Source organism: Achromobacter sp. SX5 (genome assembly GCF_056711425.1).
Map to the genome: position 1 here is coordinate 4851548 of NZ_CM160041.1, position 17211 is coordinate 4868758.

Annotated in this window: 20 protein-coding genes and 1 tRNA gene; 9 read left to right on the forward strand and 12 right to left on the reverse strand. The window is 67.3% G+C overall.

Annotation, left to right across the window (positions count from 1 at the left end):
• Nucleotides 1-139: 139 nt before the first annotated feature.
• The 3 genes from AC1M14_RS22685 to AC1M14_RS22695 all read left to right on the forward strand — a co-directional run bounded on the left by AC1M14_RS22685 (nt 140) and on the right by AC1M14_RS22695 (nt 2736).
• Nucleotides 140-1180 carry an aminoglycoside phosphotransferase family protein gene (locus AC1M14_RS22685; protein ID WP_111826386.1) on the forward strand — a complete coding sequence of 347 codons (1041 nt, stop codon included), beginning with the start codon at nt 140-142 and terminating at the stop codon, nt 1178-1180.
• A complete protein-coding gene (murU, locus tag AC1M14_RS22690) occupies nt 1180-1866 on the forward strand; it encodes an N-acetylmuramate alpha-1-phosphate uridylyltransferase MurU (RefSeq protein ID WP_111826385.1) in 687 nt (228 codons plus the stop codon). Before AC1M14_RS22685 ends, murU begins: the two co-directional genes overlap by 1 nt.
• Nucleotides 1867-2037: 171 nt before the next feature.
• A complete protein-coding gene (locus AC1M14_RS22695; protein ID WP_102775465.1) occupies nt 2038-2736 on the forward strand; it encodes a DUF6776 family protein in 699 nt (232 codons plus the stop codon).
• A 54-nt stretch (nt 2737-2790) separates the two neighbouring features.
• Here the strand turns inward: AC1M14_RS22695 and AC1M14_RS22700 are convergent, their stop codons facing one another.
• The 5 genes from AC1M14_RS22700 to AC1M14_RS22720 all read right to left on the reverse strand — a co-directional run bounded on the left by AC1M14_RS22700 (nt 2791) and on the right by AC1M14_RS22720 (nt 5442).
• Nucleotides 2791-3120, reverse strand: a complete 330-nt coding sequence (locus tag AC1M14_RS22700; RefSeq protein WP_111826384.1) for a 4a-hydroxytetrahydrobiopterin dehydratase — start codon at nt 3118-3120, stop codon at nt 2791-2793.
• Between the two features lie 82 nt (nt 3121-3202).
• Complete coding sequence (locus AC1M14_RS22705) at nt 3203-3850, reverse strand: YiaD family glycine zipper/OmpA-like lipoprotein (RefSeq protein ID WP_102775463.1); 648 nt, start codon at nt 3848-3850, stop codon at nt 3203-3205.
• Between the two features lie 107 nt (nt 3851-3957).
• A complete protein-coding gene (locus tag AC1M14_RS22710; protein WP_479730505.1) occupies nt 3958-4605 on the reverse strand; it encodes an HAD family hydrolase in 648 nt (215 codons plus the stop codon).
• Between the two features lie 103 nt (nt 4606-4708).
• Complete coding sequence (locus tag AC1M14_RS22715; protein WP_102775645.1) at nt 4709-5002, reverse strand: antibiotic biosynthesis monooxygenase family protein; 294 nt, start codon at nt 5000-5002, stop codon at nt 4709-4711.
• Nucleotides 5003-5121: 119 nt separating this feature from the next.
• Nucleotides 5122-5442: a hypothetical protein gene (locus tag AC1M14_RS22720; RefSeq protein ID WP_146748013.1), complete on the reverse strand. Its 321-nt coding sequence runs from the start codon at nt 5440-5442 to the stop codon at nt 5122-5124.
• Between the two features lie 366 nt (nt 5443-5808).
• Here AC1M14_RS22720 and AC1M14_RS22725 point away from each other — a divergent pair, with 366 nt between their 5' ends.
• On the forward strand, nt 5809-6399 hold the full coding sequence (locus AC1M14_RS22725) for a hypothetical protein (RefSeq protein ID WP_479730506.1): 591 nt from the start codon (nt 5809-5811) through the stop codon (nt 6397-6399).
• 246 nt (nt 6400-6645) lie between these two features.
• Here AC1M14_RS22725 and AC1M14_RS22730 read toward each other — a convergent pair.
• Both AC1M14_RS22730 and AC1M14_RS22735 read right to left on the reverse strand, forming a co-directional pair.
• Nucleotides 6646-6721 (reverse strand) — tRNA-Lys (locus tag AC1M14_RS22730).
• 118 nt (nt 6722-6839) lie between these two features.
• Complete coding sequence (locus AC1M14_RS22735; protein WP_111826678.1) at nt 6840-7586, reverse strand: SDR family oxidoreductase; 747 nt, start codon at nt 7584-7586, stop codon at nt 6840-6842.
• Between the two features lie 116 nt (nt 7587-7702).
• Here AC1M14_RS22735 and AC1M14_RS22740 point away from each other — a divergent pair, with 116 nt between their 5' ends.
• Nucleotides 7703-8314: a TetR/AcrR family transcriptional regulator gene (locus AC1M14_RS22740; protein ID WP_479730507.1), complete on the forward strand. Its 612-nt coding sequence runs from the start codon at nt 7703-7705 to the stop codon at nt 8312-8314.
• A gap of 13 nt (nt 8315-8327) precedes the next feature.
• Here AC1M14_RS22740 and AC1M14_RS22745 read toward each other — a convergent pair whose 3' ends face one another.
• Nucleotides 8328-10418, reverse strand: coding sequence for an AsmA family protein (locus tag AC1M14_RS22745; protein ID WP_479730508.1), 2091 nt, complete (start codon nt 10416-10418; stop codon nt 8328-8330).
• Between the two features lie 331 nt (nt 10419-10749).
• Between AC1M14_RS22745 and AC1M14_RS22750 the strand changes: the two genes are divergently transcribed.
• Entirely contained in the window at nt 10750-12654 is a 1905-nt protein-coding gene (locus tag AC1M14_RS22750) for an LTA synthase family protein (protein WP_111826381.1), read from the forward strand.
• Between the two features lie 4 nt (nt 12655-12658).
• On the opposite strand, the gene AC1M14_RS22755 is transcribed toward AC1M14_RS22750, so the two are convergent.
• Nucleotides 12659-13264 (reverse strand): DNA-3-methyladenine glycosylase I, encoded by a 606-nt coding sequence (locus AC1M14_RS22755; RefSeq protein WP_102775456.1) that lies wholly within the window; start codon nt 13262-13264, stop codon nt 12659-12661.
• 119 nt (nt 13265-13383) lie between these two features.
• Between AC1M14_RS22755 and AC1M14_RS22760 the strand changes: the two genes are divergently transcribed.
• Entirely contained in the window at nt 13384-13845 is a 462-nt protein-coding gene (locus AC1M14_RS22760; RefSeq protein WP_102775455.1) for a YkgJ family cysteine cluster protein, read from the forward strand.
• Nucleotides 13846-13855: 10 nt separating this feature from the next.
• On the opposite strand, the gene AC1M14_RS22765 is transcribed toward AC1M14_RS22760, so the two are convergent.
• A complete protein-coding gene (locus tag AC1M14_RS22765; protein WP_102775454.1) occupies nt 13856-14635 on the reverse strand; it encodes a helix-turn-helix domain-containing protein in 780 nt (259 codons plus the stop codon).
• Between the two features lie 99 nt (nt 14636-14734).
• Between AC1M14_RS22765 and AC1M14_RS22770 the strand changes: the two genes are divergently transcribed.
• On the forward strand, nt 14735-15175 hold the full coding sequence (locus AC1M14_RS22770; RefSeq protein ID WP_102775453.1) for a Fur family transcriptional regulator: 441 nt from the start codon (nt 14735-14737) through the stop codon (nt 15173-15175).
• A complete protein-coding gene (locus tag AC1M14_RS22775) occupies nt 15172-15591 on the forward strand; it encodes a hypothetical protein (RefSeq protein ID WP_102775452.1) in 420 nt (139 codons plus the stop codon). The genes AC1M14_RS22770 and AC1M14_RS22775 overlap by 4 nt, the downstream gene beginning before the upstream one ends.
• A gap of 12 nt (nt 15592-15603) precedes the next feature.
• Here the strand turns inward: AC1M14_RS22775 and AC1M14_RS22780 are convergent, their stop codons facing one another.
• Both AC1M14_RS22780 and AC1M14_RS22785 read right to left on the reverse strand, forming a co-directional pair.
• The gene (locus tag AC1M14_RS22780) at nt 15604-16578 is read right to left on the reverse strand and encodes a Bug family tripartite tricarboxylate transporter substrate binding protein (protein ID WP_102775451.1); all 975 of its coding nucleotides are present in this window, start codon (nt 16576-16578) and stop codon (nt 15604-15606) included.
• Between the two features lie 170 nt (nt 16579-16748).
• The gene (locus AC1M14_RS22785; protein WP_102775450.1) at nt 16749-17204 is read right to left on the reverse strand and encodes an RES domain-containing protein; all 456 of its coding nucleotides are present in this window, start codon (nt 17202-17204) and stop codon (nt 16749-16751) included.
• Between the last annotated feature and the right edge of the window lie 7 nt (nt 17205-17211).

Below are 17211 nucleotides of genomic sequence, written 5' to 3' on the forward strand. Positions count from 1 at the left end.
ACGAAGGGCCAATGCTAACGGAAACGAGCCGGTATTATAGAGAAGCCGCGCCACAGGCCCAGCCCCGGTTGCTCACGGCATGCCGCCCGCGCGCGCACGAAACACTTCTGCAATATTGCCTTTCTGATACGGATCTTTCTTGAAAAACGATCACGACCCCCGCCTGGAGCTGATCCGCAATTGGCTGGGCAGCCTGCCCGCCGCCCTGAATCTCGCCGTGGACACGCTGCGCCCGGCCTCGGCCGACGCCAGCTTCCGGCGCTACTTCAGGCTGGACGCCGGCGAGCGCACCCTGATAGTAATGGACGCCCCGCCCGAGCACGAAGATTCCCGCCCGTTCCTGCACGTGGGCCAGCTGCTGGCCGACGCCGGCCTGAACGTGCCCGCGGTGCTGGAAAAGAACCTGGACCTCGGCCTGATGCTGCTGACCGACCTGGGCGAGCAGACCTACTACCAGCGCATCCAGGCCGGACTGACCGACGCCCAGCTCCAGACGCTGTACCGCGAGGCCCTGGCCGCGCTGGTCCAGCTGCAGCAGGCCTCCACCGCCGGCCTGGGCGTCTACGACACGGCGCGCCTGGCCGAAGAACTGAAGCTGTTTCCCGAATGGTACGTAGGCCGGCACCACGGCGTCACGCTGGACGACAAGACCGCCAACGCGCTGGACAAGATCTTCGCGCTGCTCTCGGCCAGCAACGGCGGCCAGGCCCGCGTGCTGGTGCACCGCGATTACCACTCGCCCAACCTGATGGTCTGTGACCAGCCGCAGTACGGCCCCAATCCCGGCATCATCGACTTCCAGGACGCGCTGGCCGGCCCCATCACCTATGACCTGGCCTCGCTGGTCACCGACGCCCGCACCACCTGGGAAGAACCCCAGCAGCTGGACTGGGCCATCCGTTACTGGGAAATGGCGCGCAAGGCCGGCCTGCCGGTGGACGCCGACTTCGCCGAGTTCCACCGCGCCTACGAATGGATGAGCCTGCAGCGCAACCTGCGCATCCTGGGCGTGTTCGCGCGCCTGAACCATCGCGACGGCAAGGCGCACTACCTGGCCCACATGCCCCGGGTGAACGGCTACGTGCGCCAGGTCGCCCAGCGCTACGGCGTGTTCACGCCGCTGCTGCGCCTGCTGGACCAGCTGGACGACCGCCAGGTCACCGTCGGATACACCTTCTGATGCGGGCCATGATACTTGCGGCCGGCCGCGGCGAGCGCATGCGCCCGCTGACCGACCGCCTGCCCAAGCCGCTGCTGTCCGTGGGCGGCCAGCCGCTGATCGTCTGGCACCTGCGGCGGCTGGCCGCCGCCGGCATCCGCGACGTGGTCATCAACCATGCCTGGCTCGGCCACGAAATCGAACGCGCCCTGGGCGACGGCGGCGCCCTGGGCGTGCGCATCCGCTATTCGGCCGAGGCCAGCGCCCTGGAAACCGCCGGCGGCATCGCCCAGGCGCTGCCGCTGCTGGGCGACGCGCCCTTCCTGGTCATCAACGGCGACGTCTGGTGCGACTGGGACCCGGCCCGGGCGCCCGGCCTGGCCCGCGAGCTGCCGGCGGGCGGCGCCTGGCTGCTGCTGGCGGACAACCCCGTGCAGCACCCGGCCGGCGATTTCCATCTGGCGGCCGACGGCCGCGTCCATGCCCAGGGGGAACCGCGTTTGACCTTCGCCGGCATCGGCGTCTACCATCCTTCGTTATTCGCGGACATCGCCGCGGGCACGGCGGCGCCGCTGGCGCCGCTGCTCAGGCAGGCCATGGCCCGCGGCCTGGTGCGCGGCGCCCGCCACGACGGCCGCTGGACCGACGTCGGCACGCCGCAGCGGCTGGCCGACCTGGACGCCGAACTGGCCGGTACGGTCCGCTGATGTCCACATATTTCACAATATCAACGTGCGCAACCAGGATTGTCCGCGCACCCAACCGCCCGGGCTGACGGGGTATTCTTCTGCGTTTTGCCGCGCGCAAGGCGCGGGCAAAACCTCAGTCGGCACTCGCACAGCGGGCAATCACTACAGGAAGTTTTCTAGGAAATGGGGATGTTCGGAAGATCGCAACGGGCCGTGTTCAAGCCCTCCGTATACCAGCCGGGCCAACGCACGCGCCGCATGCCGCGCTGGCTGGTGCTGCTGCTGGTAGGCATAGCCCTGGGCGCGGGCGGCGTGCTCTTCCTGCAGACCAACTACGGCCCGCAACGGCTGACCGTCGAGCAATCCGAGCAGCTGCACAGCGAACTGAGCGCGGCCAACCTCGAGCGCCAGCGCCTGCAAAGCCAGCTCGAAGAAGCCACGCAGCAGCGCGACGCCAACAAGTCCACCCATGAAAAGCTGACCACCGACCTGGCCGCGGCCCGCAGCAAGATCGAAACCCTGAACAAGGAGCTGGTCCTGTTCCAGGACGCCATGCCCGCCGACCCGCGCGGCGGCAACCTCGGCATCCGCTCGGCCACCTTCAAGCGCGCCCCCGGCCTGCTCGACTTCCAGGTCCTGGTCATGCGCGAAGACCGCCAGGGCGCTCCGTTCCAGGGCACGCTGACCTTCTCCATCCAGGGCACCTACCCCAACGGCCGTTCCGCCACCATCACGCCCGAAGGCGCTCCGGTGAACGTGGACCGCTACGACTACGCGATGGGCCAGCTCAAGCTGCCCGACGGCTTCACCTCCAAGGTCGTGACGCTGCGCGTCGTGGACGCCGCGCAGAAGCAGCACGCGATGCGCATCTACTACGTGCGCAACTGAACCGGCTCCGGCCCCCGCAGAAACCCGCCCGACCGACGGCGGGTTTTTTTTCGCTCAGGCCCCGTGCGCCTTCGGCGCGGTCGCGCCCAGTTGCGCGGCGGCCTCGTCCATGAACTGCGCCATGCGCACGTCCAGCTCGGTCACCCCGCCGGCATCGTGCGTGGTCAGGATCACGTCCACCCGGTTATAGACGTTGGTCCATTCGGGATGATGGTTCAGCTTCTCCGCGAACATCGCCACGCGCGCCATGAAGCCGAACGCGGCGTTGAAACTGGCGAAGCGAAAGCGCTTCTCGATGGCGTCTCGCATCGCCACCGCCTGCCAGCCGGACAGCGCGGCGACCGCGGTATCGGTGCCTATACGGGCGGGAGGAAACATGCTCATGACGGACTCCTGAAAAAACAAAGGGCGGCCCCGCGCAACGCGCCGGCCGCCCGGAACACAGGAACAGGGGCCTAGGCCCGCATTACTGCTTCACTGCGTAAAGGTAGATTTCGACGCGCCGGTTCAGCGCGCGGCCTTCGGCGGTCGCATTGTCGCCGATCGGATCGTTGGGCCCCCGCCCTTCCACCGACAGCCGGCTGGCGGCCACGCCCTGCTTGCTCAGGTAGTCCGTCACGCTCTTGGCCCGGTTGACCGACAGGGTCTGGTTGTGAGCCAGCGAACCGGTGCTGTCGGTATGGCCGACCACCTTCGCCCGCAGTTCGGCATGCTGGTTGAGCGAGCGCGCCACGCTGTCCAGCACGGGCAGCAAGGCGGGCTTGAGCTGCGTCTTGTCGGTATCGAACGACACGCCGCTGGGAATATTGACCTTCAGGCTGCCGTCGGGCATTTCCACCACGTCGATCCCGAGCGAGGACGCGCCCGAATTCTGCACGTCTTCCTTGACGACCTTCCAGTTATAGCCGACCAGCCCGCCCGCCACCGCGCCGATGCCGGCGCCGATGGCCGCACCCTTGCCGTGCCCGATCAGCGCGCCTATGCCCGCGCCGATCGCCGCCCCGGCGCCCGTGCCCACGGCCGTATTGGTCTGCTGTTGCGTGGCGCATCCCGCCAGCAAGGCCCCAGATGCCGCAACAATTGCGATACGGTTGAATATTGTTCTTGAACGCATGGCAACCTCCACTTAGCCCATCGGTATGCCGGATCATTCCGGCCTGCCCATGCTAGCAAGCGCCACTGCGACAACAGGCAACATTTTGTATTGCCCGGCAGGACCGGTCACCCGGCGCTGAAACCGGCCAGCCACGGCAGCGCCGCCTCCAGCCGCGGCGACTCCAGCTCGGGCCGCGTCGCCCCTTCGGGCAAGGCCAGCCCCGCCCGGTTGTGCCAGTACGTGCGCAGCCCCACCTGGCGCGTGCCGAACATGTCGTAGCCCGAACCAGCGATGAAGGCCGCCTGCGCCGGCTCGGCCTGCAGACGCGACAGCGCCAGCGCATAAGGGCGCGGGTCAGGCTTGTAATAGCCGGCCTCCTCCGAGGTCACCACCACGTCCCAATCCACGCCCAGCAAGGCGGCGGCGCGCCGCCCCAGCCGGTTCGAGCAGTTGGTCACCACGCCCAGCCGGCAATGCGGACGCAACGCCGCCAACAACTCGCGCGCTCCGTCCCAGACCGGCAGGCCGTCCCATTGCGCCTCCAGCGCCGCCGCGGCCGAGGCCGGCAGGCCCACGGCGGCCGCAGCCTCCTCCACCAGCTGCTCATAGGGCCGATAGGCGCCGCAGCCATAAGTGATGCGCAAATATTCCGCGCGCCAGGCCCGGCCGGCGGATTCCGAGCCCGCGGCCCGGTTCCAGACCGTCCACGAATCGAGCAAGGCGGTCAGCAGGTCGAACAGCACCACACGGGGATAGGCGGATGGATGGGACATGCGGCGCGCTCTCCATAAAAGACAGAGGCCCACTATAAATATCGCCGCGCGCTCCATGGTGAACCGCGGGTTTAGCCACGATTAAGTCGCAGCTTAATGCGGCTCAGACGCCCCGCACGATTTCGTAAAACTGCGGGTCGGGCTCGCCGTCGAAAATGCTTCGCCCCAGCATGCGCAGTTCCGCCTGCGTCGGACTGTGATGCATGTCCATGAACGTCTTCTTGCTCGCATGCTCGATCAACCCGACGTACTGCCCCGCGCTGACCGGCTCCAGCAGCGTGCGCCGCACAAACCCCGGAAAGCTCGACAGCCGCCGGTTGGACTCGTCGAACCACGCAAGAAAGGCCTCCTCCTTGCCTTTCTTGATTTCCGGAAAGTAGATCAAATTGACGAACACGATGCCTCCCGATGTGCCGCGCGGACCGTTGCAACCCATGGTATCGACATGGACAGCCCGGAATCCTTGACTCCCATCAACCGCGCGGAATGCCGGGCCATGGGAAAACCCGGATAGGTTCACGGCGCGTCGCAGCCCGCCTCCAGCCATTGCCGCTCGAAGGCATGGCGGTTGTCCTGCAAGCCCTGCCTGGCCAACTCCCGCTGGGAGCGCGACATGGAACCCGGCGGCACCACCCGGTTGGCTTCATTGCCAGGATTGTTGCGCGCCTGCTCGATCTTGCGCTGCAAGGCCTTGCAATGCTTCCGCGCCCCCTCATCCTGCGCCTGAAAGATAGAACCCGTGTCCCGCGACGACGGGGCAGGCGTCGGCTGCGCATGCGCAAACGGCAAGAACGCCAGCAGCGCCAACGCGCCGGAGAAGTGATGGAGAAAACTCATAAAACCAACCAATGGACCCCGAAGACCGCGAAGCACCATGCACCGCCTGCAGGTGCCGCCGACCAGGCGACGAGGAGAGAATGGGAAGCCGTTACCCTCTTTCAGTATCGATGTTTCGGCATTGATCTCTATCAATTCTGGCGGACCGGGACTTGTTGCTTGCTGGCCGGATTCCCCGTACGCCAAAACCCGCTGCGCCCCGCCACCTGTCGGCGACAGGGTCGAATTTGGCACATTTTCGGGATCGGGAGGACGGGCGGCGATGGATGCGAGAGAAATAGGACGCAGTCGGTCTCTACTACATGCCAGCCGCTGATCTACGCTTCGCAAGACGCTTGGTATCCGGGTTCATTGGGTGGCTCCAACATGAGGTGGATTCAGTATCTGCAGCAGGGTTTCATAGAAGTAGAGAGCCAACGCTACGATCTCATGCACATGCATGGCCCCGTCTTGGAGCTTGCCATCGCAGCAACGCCGCGCTATCGGGCCTTGCTGTTGCGTATCCAAGTGGAATTCACCTCGCATTGCGTATCGTTCGGGCCTAAAGCAGACCAGGCCCTCGATTTCGACGTCCTCGGCCAGGACCGCCGAATTCTCGACCATCGAAACGTAGCTCGCGCCTTTTGCTTCGATCGCTACCGCTGGTCGCTGTCCCTGCCCGACCTGATCCGCACCATCGAGCGCCACGACTGCAACTTCACCGGCCAGGGAAACTGGCTGGTTATCCGGGCCATCGACGATCAGGGCCGGGAGGTGGACTATGAGATTTACTTCCGCCTGCGCCGCCTGGGCGAGCACACACTGCGCATGGTGGTCGAAAGCGCCTACGTTCGCGCACCCGGTTCACCTGGTCCGGGCATTCCCCATGCACGCAAAGGCCGGATACGGTTTCAGGTGATGGCCGCCAAGATCGCCCGCGGAGAGCCGCTGCGCGACCCGGGCCGCAATCGGCGTTGATTCGCAAGCCAGAAAAGGTGAGGCCCCGTAGAACGGGGCCTCATGTGTCGCGGGCGCTCTTTGAAATACCAGCACGGCTGGATCCTGTTGCCAGGAGGCAGATAGACGCCTTCTCAGGCCCCGGTTCATCTATCTGTGAACAAATTACCCATTTCTGGGTAAGAAATCAACCCTGGCGGTGCCGAAGAACACGCGCCGGAAATGAGATCGGGCACCCCAACTGGGGTGCCCGATCTCGAATCTTGGTGGTGGGCTGTGAGTGGCTCGAACACTCGACCTACGGATTAAGAGTCCGCTGCTCTACCAACTGAGCTAACAGCCCTTGCAATCCACACAACCCCGAAGCTCGTTCAGCGATGCGTGCAGTGCGAAGAAGAAAGATTATATGCAGCTTTTTTGGTTTGTGCAAGTCAGCTGCAAAAAATCTGGCGGATCGCGCGTCAGGCTGCGTAGCCGCCGTCGACCGCCAGGCTGGCGCCGGTGACGTAGCGGCCGTCGGGACCGGCCAGGAACGAGACCATGCCGGCGATGTCGCGGGTTTCGCCGTAGTGCGGCAGGGACAGGGTGGCGACCAGGGCGTCGGCGCGTTCGCCGTTGGCGGGGTTCATGTCGGTGTCGATCGGGCCGGGGTGCACGACGTTGGCGGTGATGCCGCGCGCGCCCAGGTCGCGGGCCAGGCCCTGGGTCAGGCCGACCAGCGCGGCCTTGCTGGCGGCGTACAGCGCTACGCCGGGGCGGCCGGCGCGCTCCACCAGGCAGCTGCCGATGTTGATGATGCGGCCGTTGTCGGGCATGGACGCCTGGGCCGCCTGGATCGCGACGAAGGGCGCGCGGACGTTGATGTCCATGGTGCGCTCGTAGTCGTCCAAGCTGGCTTCGCCGATGACGCCCGCCAGGAAGACGCCGGCGTTGTTGACCAGCACGTCGATCGGGCCGAGTTCGGCGATGGCGCGTTCGACGGCCTGCTTGACGGCGGCGGCGTCGGCGGCATCGGCCTGGATGGCGCGCACGCGGCGGCCGTCGGCGGACAGTTCCTGGGCCAGCGCCTGCGCGGCGGCGGCCGAGGAGGCGCTGACGTAGGTGAAGGCCACGTCGGCGCCGTCGGCGGCGAGGCGGCGCACGATGGCGGCGCCGATTCCGCGGCTGCCGCCGGTGACGAAGGCGATTTTTCCAGTGAGCTTGTGCATGACGGGATCCATATTTGTAGTGATCGGTACAAATATATTCGCCGAACGGATGACCGGGCGTCAATGATTTTTTTATCGACCGACACAAAATTCACGTCGCGGGTAAAATCCCGGTCATGGCAGAACGCGGGCGTCCTCGTAACTTCGACCGGGCCCAGGCCTTGCGCAAGGCCATGGATGTGTTCTGGTCGAAGGGATATGAAGCGGCATCGCTGACCGATCTGACGGAAGCGATGGGCATCAACTCGCCCAGTCTTTATGGCGCTTTCGGCTCGAAGGAAAGCCTGTTCCGCGAAGCGGTGGAGCTGTACCGCGAGACCGAGGGCGGCGCGGGCCGGCGCGCGCTGCAGGACGCGCCGACGGCGCGCGCGGCCATCGAGGCCATGCTGCTGGCCTCGGCCGAGCGCTTCACCGCGCCGGGCCATCCGCACGGATGCATGATCGTGCTGGGCGCGCCCGCGGGCTGCGTGAACCACGCCAGCGTGGGCGATTTCCTGAGCGACAGCCGCCGCGAGATGCAAGGCCGCATCCTGGCGCGCCTGCAGGCCGGCGCCACCGCGGGCGAACTGCCGCCCGACGCGGATCTGAAGGCCCTGGCCGCGTTCTACACCACGGTGCTGCACGGCATGTCGATCCAGGCGCGCGACGGCGCGAGCCGCAAGACCTTGCAGGCGGTGGCGCGTCAGGCCATGTGCGCCTGGGACGCGCTGACCGCAACGCCCGCCTGAGTCCCCTTCTCCGTTATTTCTTGCCCGGCGCCGGCGCCTTGGGCGGCTTGCGCATCTGTTCCAGCAGCGGGCCGCAGGCGTTTTCTTCGTTGGCGCTGGGCGCGATCAGGGCCAGCAGGCCGGCCGCCGGCGTCAGCAGCACCCCCAGGGCCACCATGCCGGCGCCGCGCGCGGCCAGCGGCAGCGCGTGCACGCCCACGTCCGGCGAACCGAAGGTGCCCTTGACATACAGCGGCGAACGCAGCGAGAAGATGCGAAACCCCTTGCTGTCCGGCGTGACGTCCATGTTCAGCGTTTCATTCTTGAAGTCGGCCGTGCCGGTGATGCTGATCAAGGCGTTTTCGGTGTCGAACACGAACACGCGCGGAGTCATGACGCCGCTCTTCATGGCCAGGTCGGCGGCGCCGCAATTGATCTTCACTTCGTCGTCGCCGAACAGCTTGGAGACGACGTAGTTGGCCACGTTCAGCCCGGCGATCTCCATCAGGCTGCGGCTGATGACGCCGTCGTTGACCAGCATCTTGACGTCGCCGGTGGCCGAGCCCAGCAGCGCGGCGACCGAGTTGCCGGTGCCGCTCACCGCCATGTCGCCGTTCAGTTCGCCCAATGTCTTCTGCATGGCGGGCGTGGCGGGAAAGAGCTGCTTGAGCCGCAGGCGGCGCGCATGCAGTTCCACGCGGCCGGTCAGGGGCGCGCCGGCGCCGTCGAGACGGATCGTGGAATTGATGCTGCCGCCGGCCATGCCGAAGCGCAGCGGGTCCAGCGTGAGCTTGCCGTCCTGCAGGATCACGTGGACGCTGAGGTCGGACAGCGGCAGCTTGCTGTCGTGCACGATGCGGCCGGCCTCCAGCGCCACGTCGGCGTCCATGTCGCGCCAGCGGTCGGTGCGAAAAGCCTGGGTGGGCAGGACCTTGCCGCCCTTGGGCTTGGCGGGCGCGTCCTTGGATTTGTCGGTTTCGGCGCCGGCGACCTTGCCCGAAGGCACGCCGATCAGCGGCCCCAGGTCGACCATGCGCAATTGCCTGGACGACAGCTTGCCGGTCAGTTTGGGCCGCGGCGCGCCCAGGGCGAAAGCGATGTCGCCGTGCAGGTCGCTGTTGCCGACCTTGCCGTTGAAGCCCTTGTAGTCGAACACCGCGCCGCCCGGGTTGCGCAGCTTGGCGACCAGGTGGCCGTCAGTCGAGTACGGCGGCGTGTCGGGCAGGGTGACGCCGGTAAGCGGGTACAGCTGGGCCATGGAGGCGCCCGACAGCTTGAGCCGCAGGTCGAGCGCGCCCAGGTTGGCGGGGTCGGTCAGGGTGCCGGCCACGGCCGCGCGGGTGCCGCCTATGGTCACGTCGGCCTGCACCGGGAAGGGCTGCTTGTCGTCCTGCAGCGCCAGCATGCCGCCGACCTTGCCTTCGCCCTTGGTGGCCAGGCCCTTGTACTTGCCGGCCACCTTCCAGCCGAAGACGTAGTCGCGCGGCGCGGCCTTGGCGTCCGCTTCCTGCTTGTCCGGCTCGCCGGCGAAAGCCGCGCCGGCCACGTCGGCGAACGGCACGGGCTTGCCCAGGGGGTCCACCTGCACGGTCAGGTCGGCCTTGAGGATTTCGTCGACCAGGCCGACGCGGCCCTTGTCGAAACCGATTTCGTTGATGTCCAGCACCCAGGGCGAGGGTTCGCCGGTCTCGGGCAGGGTGAATTCCCAGTTGGCGCGGCCGTCGGCCAGCCGTTCCAGGTCGGCGGCGGGCTCGGTCAGCTGGATGCGGCGGATGACCACGCGCTGGCGCAGCAGCGGCAGCGGCGCCAGGCTGAATTCGCCGCGCTTGAGGGTGGCGAACTGCGGCGCCTTGGCCCAGGGCGCGTTGCCCACCGAGATGTCGTTGGCGATGATGCGCGGCCACGGCACCCAGGCCCGCCAGCCGCCTTCGTCGGGCTGGCGCTCCCACTTGACGGCGAGATCGCCGTTGATGGCGAAGGGGCGTCCGATCGCGGCGCTGACCCGTTCGTTGATCATGGGCCGGGCGCGGTTCCAGTCGAAAGTGGCGATCCCTACCGCGAGTATCGCCACGAGGAGCCCCGCTGCCCCTACAATCCCGATCGCTATTTTTCTTGAGCGCGTCATGGTCTTGATCCTTGCCGTTGCGGCCGGCCTACCGCTGCCGGCTTACGCTGCCCTTTAAGGGTAGCGCGCCCGGCAGCGCCCTTCGGGCCTACCGGCCCCATAATGTATGCGGATCTTTCCATGGCGAAACGCCCCTGCGGCGACGCAAGTCGCGTCTCGTCCGGCGTTTGCGCAGCAGGAAGCGTGCCCGCGGGCGAAGCGGGCGGTTACAAAATGAAGTCATGCCGCATACCCGCGGCGGGTGAATTTTTGGCGCCGGCATGGTTCAAATGTCCCAACCCTGGCGCCGTCCGGCCCCGCACGCCGTTTGGCTGATTAACCTGGAGGCCCGATGCGGCATTCGACCTTGATTTTCGTGGCGGCGGCATTCGCGCTGCTGACGCTCAGCCGCCTGGCGCTGGCCGCCTGGCAGTACCGGCGCGTGCGCAACGCCCGGGGCCTGCTGCCGCTGCTGCTGGGCGGGCTGCGCATCGACGCGCACCAGATCGCGGTGCTGGCGGCGCTGCCGGCGGTGCTGTCGCCGCTGCTGGGTCATATACCGCTGGCCGCCACGCTGGCCGGGTACTGGTATCTGGTCGCGTTCGTGCTGCTGGCCTTCCTGGAGGTGGCCACGCCGCCCTTCATCCTGGAATACGATTCGCGCCCCAACCGCCTGTTCGTCGAATACCTGAAGCACCCGCGCGAGGTCTCCGGCATGCTGTGGCGCGGCTACAAGACGGCGCTGCTGGGCGGGCTGGCCGCGCTGGCGCTGATCGGCTGGGCCGCTTACGGATTGTTCGGCCACGCCCGGCCGGACGCGCCGCTGACCTGGTGGCAGATGCCGCTGGCCAGCCTGGCGATCCTGGCGCTGGTGATCCTGGCCATCCGCGGCACCCTGGGCCACCGCCCGATCAACCCGTCCTCGGTGGCCTATTGCTCGGACGGCATGCTCAATACGCTGGCGCTGAATTCGCTCTACAACGTCTTCTATGCCGTCTACAGCATGAAGAACGAGAAGTCGGCCTCGGCCGTCTACGGCAACATGGACGACGACGAGATGCACCGGCTGGTGCTGGCGCAGGCCGGCCTGCCCCACCCTCCGGCCAACGCCGACTATCCCAGCCTGCACCGCCAGCCCGCCAGCCGGCAGACCGCGCGCCCGCTCAACCTGGTGATCATCCTGGAGGAAAGCCTGGGCGCGCAGTACAGCGCCGCGCTGGGCGGGGCCAACCTGACGCCGGAGCTGGACGCGCTGGCGCGCGAGGCCTGGGCCTTCACCCGGGCCTACGCCACCGGCACGCGCTCGGTGCGCGGGCTGGAAGCGGTGACGACCGGCTTCCTGCCCACGCCGGCGCAGGCCGTGCTGAAGCTGCCGCGCTCGCAGCGCGGCTTCTTCTCGCTGGCCGACCTGCTGGGACGCCACGGCTACCATTCGCGCTTCATCTATGGCGGCGAATCGCACTTCGACAATATGAAGGGCTTTTTCCTGGGCAACGGCTTCCGGGAGATCGTGGACCGCGCCGACTTCGTCGAACCCGCGTTCGTGGGCACCTGGGGCGCCTCGGACGAGGACATGTTCAACCAGCTGGACCGGCTGCTGCGCGCCGACGCGGACCGGCCCACCTTCACGCTGGCCTTCAGCGTATCCAACCATTCGCCCTGGGAGTACCCGGCCGGACGCATCCAGACCGACGGCAACCCCGCCACGGTGGAAAACACGGTGCGTTATGCGGACTGGGCGCTGGGCCGCTTCTTCGAACGCGCCAAGGCCGCGCCCTACTGGGAAAACACCGTGTTCCTGATCGCCGCCGACCACGATTCGCGGGTCTTCGGCGCCAGCCTGGTGCCGGTGCGGCACTTTCACATCCCGGCCGTGATCCTGGGCGCCGGCATCGAAGCGCGCCGCGACGACCGCCTGATCAGCCAGGTCGACCTGCCGCCGACCCTGCTGTCGCTGATCGGCGTGGACACCGAACATCCGATGATCGGCCACGACCTGACCCGCAGTTCTCCCGGCCGGGCCATCATGCAGTACGACAACACCTATGGCTACCTGAAGGAAGACGAGCTGCTGGTGATGGCGCCCAACAAGACGCCGGTGCAGTACCGCTACACCGCGCCCGAAGACTACGCGCCCGTGGCGCTGGACCCCGCCCTGGCCCGCGAGGCGCTGGCGCATGCGCTGTGGCCGAGCTGGGCTTACCGGGAAGGCCGCTATTGCCTGCCCGGCGCCGTCGTACCCGGACCGGCCCCCTGAGCCGCTAGGCCGGCCGCTTGAACGCCTTGCGCGCCCGTTCGCTGGCCGCGTGGCAATGGCAGCCGGGGCTGTGGTCGTTCACCATGCCCACGGACTGCATGAACGCATAGACCGTGGTGGGCCCCACGAACTTCCAGCCCAGCTTCTTCAAGGCCTTGGACAGCGCGTCCGATTGCGCCGAGGTGGATGCGCCATAGGTGGACGGCGCGCCGGGCGGAGCTTCGAAGCGCCACAGGTAGGCGCCCAGCGAGCCTTCGCGCTCGATCATTTCCAGCGCCCGGGCGGCGTTGTTGATCACGGCTTCGATCTTGCCGCGATGGCGCACGATGCCGGGATCGGCCAGCAGCGCCTGCACTTCCTTTTCGCCGAAGCGCGCCACCCTGGCCGGATCGAAACCGGCGAAGCCGCGGCGGAACGCCTCGCGCTTGGCCAGGATGGTGCGCCAGCTCAGCCCGGACTGGAAACCCTCCAGGCAGAGCTGTTCGAACAGCGCGCGGTCGTCGGCTTCGGGGCGGCCCCATTCGGTGTCGTGGTAGGCCATGTATTCGGCCGAGGTGTCGACCCAGCCGCAACGGGCCAGGCCGTCGGGAAATTCGGTTTTGGCGTTCAATTCGGGCTCCTGCGTTCGGCCTCAGATGCTACCGCAGCGGGCGCGAAAAAACCGTGGCGGGCGGGGCGCCTCTCCAGCTAATATTTGCACCCCGCCCGGGTTTTCGCCCCACTCGCGCCATGTCCCTGCTCGACTCCTCCCTCATCACCTTCGTCTCCCCCGCCGTCCTGGCCGGCGACGACCCGGCCGCCAATCCGTGCCTGGACTGCGGCGCATGCTGCGCGCATTTCCGGGTTTCGTTCTATTGCGGCGAACTCGCCGGCGAGAGCGGCGGCCAGGTCCCTGTCGAGCTGGTGACCCAGATGAGCCCGCTGCGCGCCTGCATGAAAGGTACCGAAACCGGCGGAGGCCGCTGCATCGCGCTGCGCGGCGAATTGGGCCAGCCCGGCATCCATTGCGCCATCTACGAAAACCGCCCCACGCCGTGCCGGGAATTCGACATCTGGATGCCCGACGGCTCGCCCAATCCGGACTGCCAGCGGCTGCGGCTGGCGATCGGCCTGGCGCCGGTGCCGCCGCGCCCGGACGCCGAGAACGACCCGCAAGGGCCGATGCACCCCAACCAGCCGGCCGCGGCCTGAGCGCCCGTCTTTACCCGCGCCCGGCCAGGTAGCGGGTGGGCGTGGCGCCGAACGCCGCGCGGAAGCTGCCGATGAACGCGCTGGTGCTTTCGTATCCCACCGCCAGTCCGGCCTCGGTGACCGAACCGCCGCGGCATAGCAATTCCAGCGCGCGCAGCAGGCGGGCCCGTTGCCGCCACTGCCCCAGCGTGACGCCGGTTTCATGGCGGAAGCGCCGCATCAGGGTGCGCGAAGACATATTGAGCCGCTGGGCCCATTCGTCGATACCGGCGGTGTCGTCCGGGGTGTCGAGCAGCGTATGGGCCAGTTCCTGCAGGCGCGGATCGGTCGGCATGGGCAGCGGCACGGGTTCGTGCTCGCGCTGCCTCAGTTCTTCCAGCAGCACGTCGAACAGCTGCGCCTGGTAGGCCGGCGGCACCGCTTGCGCGTCGGGCCCGGTGAAGCGGTCGATCAGGGCCTCGACCAGCCTGGACGACGGCCACGACCGGCAGACCGGCGGCAGGCGCCCGCAGGCGTCGCGCCGCACGTACAGGAACGATCCGCGCGCCTCGCCGAACCAGCGCGCGCCATGCTGCACGTCGGGCGGAATCCAGCCCAGGCTGCCCGGCATCACCGTCCAGACTTCGGCGCCGGCCTGCACCACCACCAGGCCGGCGTGCACCAGCACCAGCATGCCCTCTTCATGGACGTGCTCGGGCACGGCGATGCCTTTGGATTCGCGCGGGCCATGGACGTTGAACGGCGTCAGCAATACGTCCGGCAAGGAAGGAACGGTGGCGACGTGGAGCATGGTTGGCAGGTTTGAGCTACAGGTTGACGGTTTCCGGCGAGCGGGAGTTTTTGAAAATGTACATCATTCTCATCAACGACTCCCGACCGAGATATTCCCATGGACCACACACCGTTGCGCCATGCCGGCATCAAAGCCACTTTCCCCCGGATGAAAATCCTGGACATTTTCCACCAGTACGCCGGCCTGCACCTGAGCGCGGCCGACGTCTACCGCTACCTGATTTCCGACCGCAGCAACATCGGCCTGGCCACGGTTTATCGCGTGATTACGCAACTTGAAGCCGTCGGCCTGCTCAAACGGACTCAGCTCGACACGCACACCACCGTGTACGAGCTCAACGACAAGGGGCATCACGACCACCTGGTCTGCACGCATTGCGGCCGCATCCTGGAGTCCAGCGACCCCGCCATGGCGCAGCTGGTCAGAAAGATCGCCAAGCGCAGCGGCTTCCTGCTGGATTCCTACAGCCTGGTGCTGTATGGCGCCTGCGGCTGCCGGCGCGACGCCCCCACCCCACTACATGGAGCCTTCGAATGAATCCAGAACAGTTTCGCTTCCACGACCTATCCCGCTTTCCCATCGTCACCTCGAAGCACGCCGGCGCGCCGGCCGGCTATTCGGCCGACTGGATACGCGAGATGGAATTGCTGGTGGACAATCCCCGCCCCTTCGTCATGGTGGTGCCCGACATGCAGCACGAAGCCGGCCAGGACGACCGCAAGGCCATGATCGAGTGGCAGACCGTGAACATGCCGCGCCTGAAGGCCCGCTGCCGGGCGTTCATCGCGGTGGAAAGCAACGCCGAGATGCTGGGCAAGCTGCGCCAGCGCAGCGAGAAAATGACGCGCGCTTTCGGCCTGCCGTTCCTGGCGGTCGCGACCCGGGACCAGGCCACGCAGTGCGCGCGCGAACTGCTCGGCCAGAGCGGGCCGGGCGGCTTCATCGTGGACTGACCGCCCGCCGTCTCAATCGAGCGAGATGTTGTTGGCGCGGATGACCTTGCCCCAGCGCGCCGCTTCGGCGCGGGCCAGCGTCTTGAAGGCCTCGGGAGAGCCCAGCAGGGGTTCGAAGCCGAAGTCCGTGAAACGCTTGACCACCGCCGGAGAAGTCAGCGCCGCGTTCAAGGCCAGATTCAGCCGCGCGACGACGTCCTGCGGCAGGCCCGCCGGGCCGAGCAGTCCCTGGAACGCGAAGACTTCGGCGTCCGGCACGCCCAGTTCCGCCAGCGTGGGCACGTTGGGCAGCAGCGGGGAACGCGCCTTGGAGCCGATGGCCAGCGGCCTGACCTTGCCCGCCTTGATGATCGAGCCGCCCGACGCGAGGTCCAGGAACATCACCGGCACCCGGCCGCCCAGCAGGTCCTGGATGGCCGGGGCGGCGCCCCGGTAGGGCACGTGGGTCATGCGGGTGCCGGTCTGGCGCTGCAGCAGCTCCATGGCCAGGCGGTGCGACGATCCATGTCCGGGCGACGCGTAATCCAGCTTGCCCGGGGCTTCTTTCGCGATGGCCAGGAAAGCCTTGAAGTCCTTTGCCGGAAACTCCGGGCTGGCCACCAGCACCAGCGGAAACTTGCCGATGGCGCCGATATAGGTGAAGTCGTTTTCCGGACTGAAAGACAGCTTCTTGAACAGGTGCTCGTTGAAGGCCAACACGCCGCTGCCCGTGGACATGATGGTGTAGCCGTCGGGCTTGGCGTGGGACACGTATTCCGCGGCAATATTGGTTGCGCCTCCGGGCCGGTTCTCCACGATGATCTGCTGGCCCAGCATGGGCCGCATGGCCTCGGCCAGCGTGCGCGCCAGGGTGTCTGAGCCGCCGCCGGCGGAGTACGGCACCACCCACTTGATGACCTGGTTGGGATAGGTGCCCTGTGCGCGGGCCAGCGGGGCGGCGGCCATGGCCGTGACCGCGAGCGCTTCAAGAAAGTGGCGTCGGTTCAAGTCTGTCTCCTTGGCTAGTGCGGCCAACATGCGCGGGAGACTCGACCTGGCCGGTCGTCCGTCGGCGCGCCGCGATACTGGCTCGCGCCCATTCTGCAGAAAATCCCATGCCAATAAGTCCTGTTGGCATAGGACAGGATTTCCCGCGATGGCCGACGGCGTTCCGAAGCCTACGAATAGCTCAACCAGTCGCTGCCGTCCGCGAGCACCGACTCGACGGCACCCATCATCCCCAGGAAAGGATGCGCCTCTCCCTCCCTGGTCTTGCACAGGGACAAATCGGAATGCGCGCAGTTCAGCAGAAACTGCGGGGCGCCTGCCATGGTAGGCACCCGCAGCAGCAAGGGGCCTTGTTCCAGCCACTTGCGGCCGAAGGCGCGGGTGACGCCGAGGTCGTGCGGCCAGAAACGCGGCGGCTCGGGACTGGCGATGCAGCGCGCCGGGACCTGCACTTCGAGCAGGCGATAGCCGCGCGGAAGCTCGTCGGGACGTCGAACCTCGACCAGGGCCAGGCGCGCGAGCAACGCGGCGACGGGAGACGCATCCAGCACGATGACCGGCGCGCCGGCGTGGGTCCAACGGCTCGCCAGGGGCGCCGTGCCGATCAGCGCGTCGCGGTTGCTCAAGCGCCAA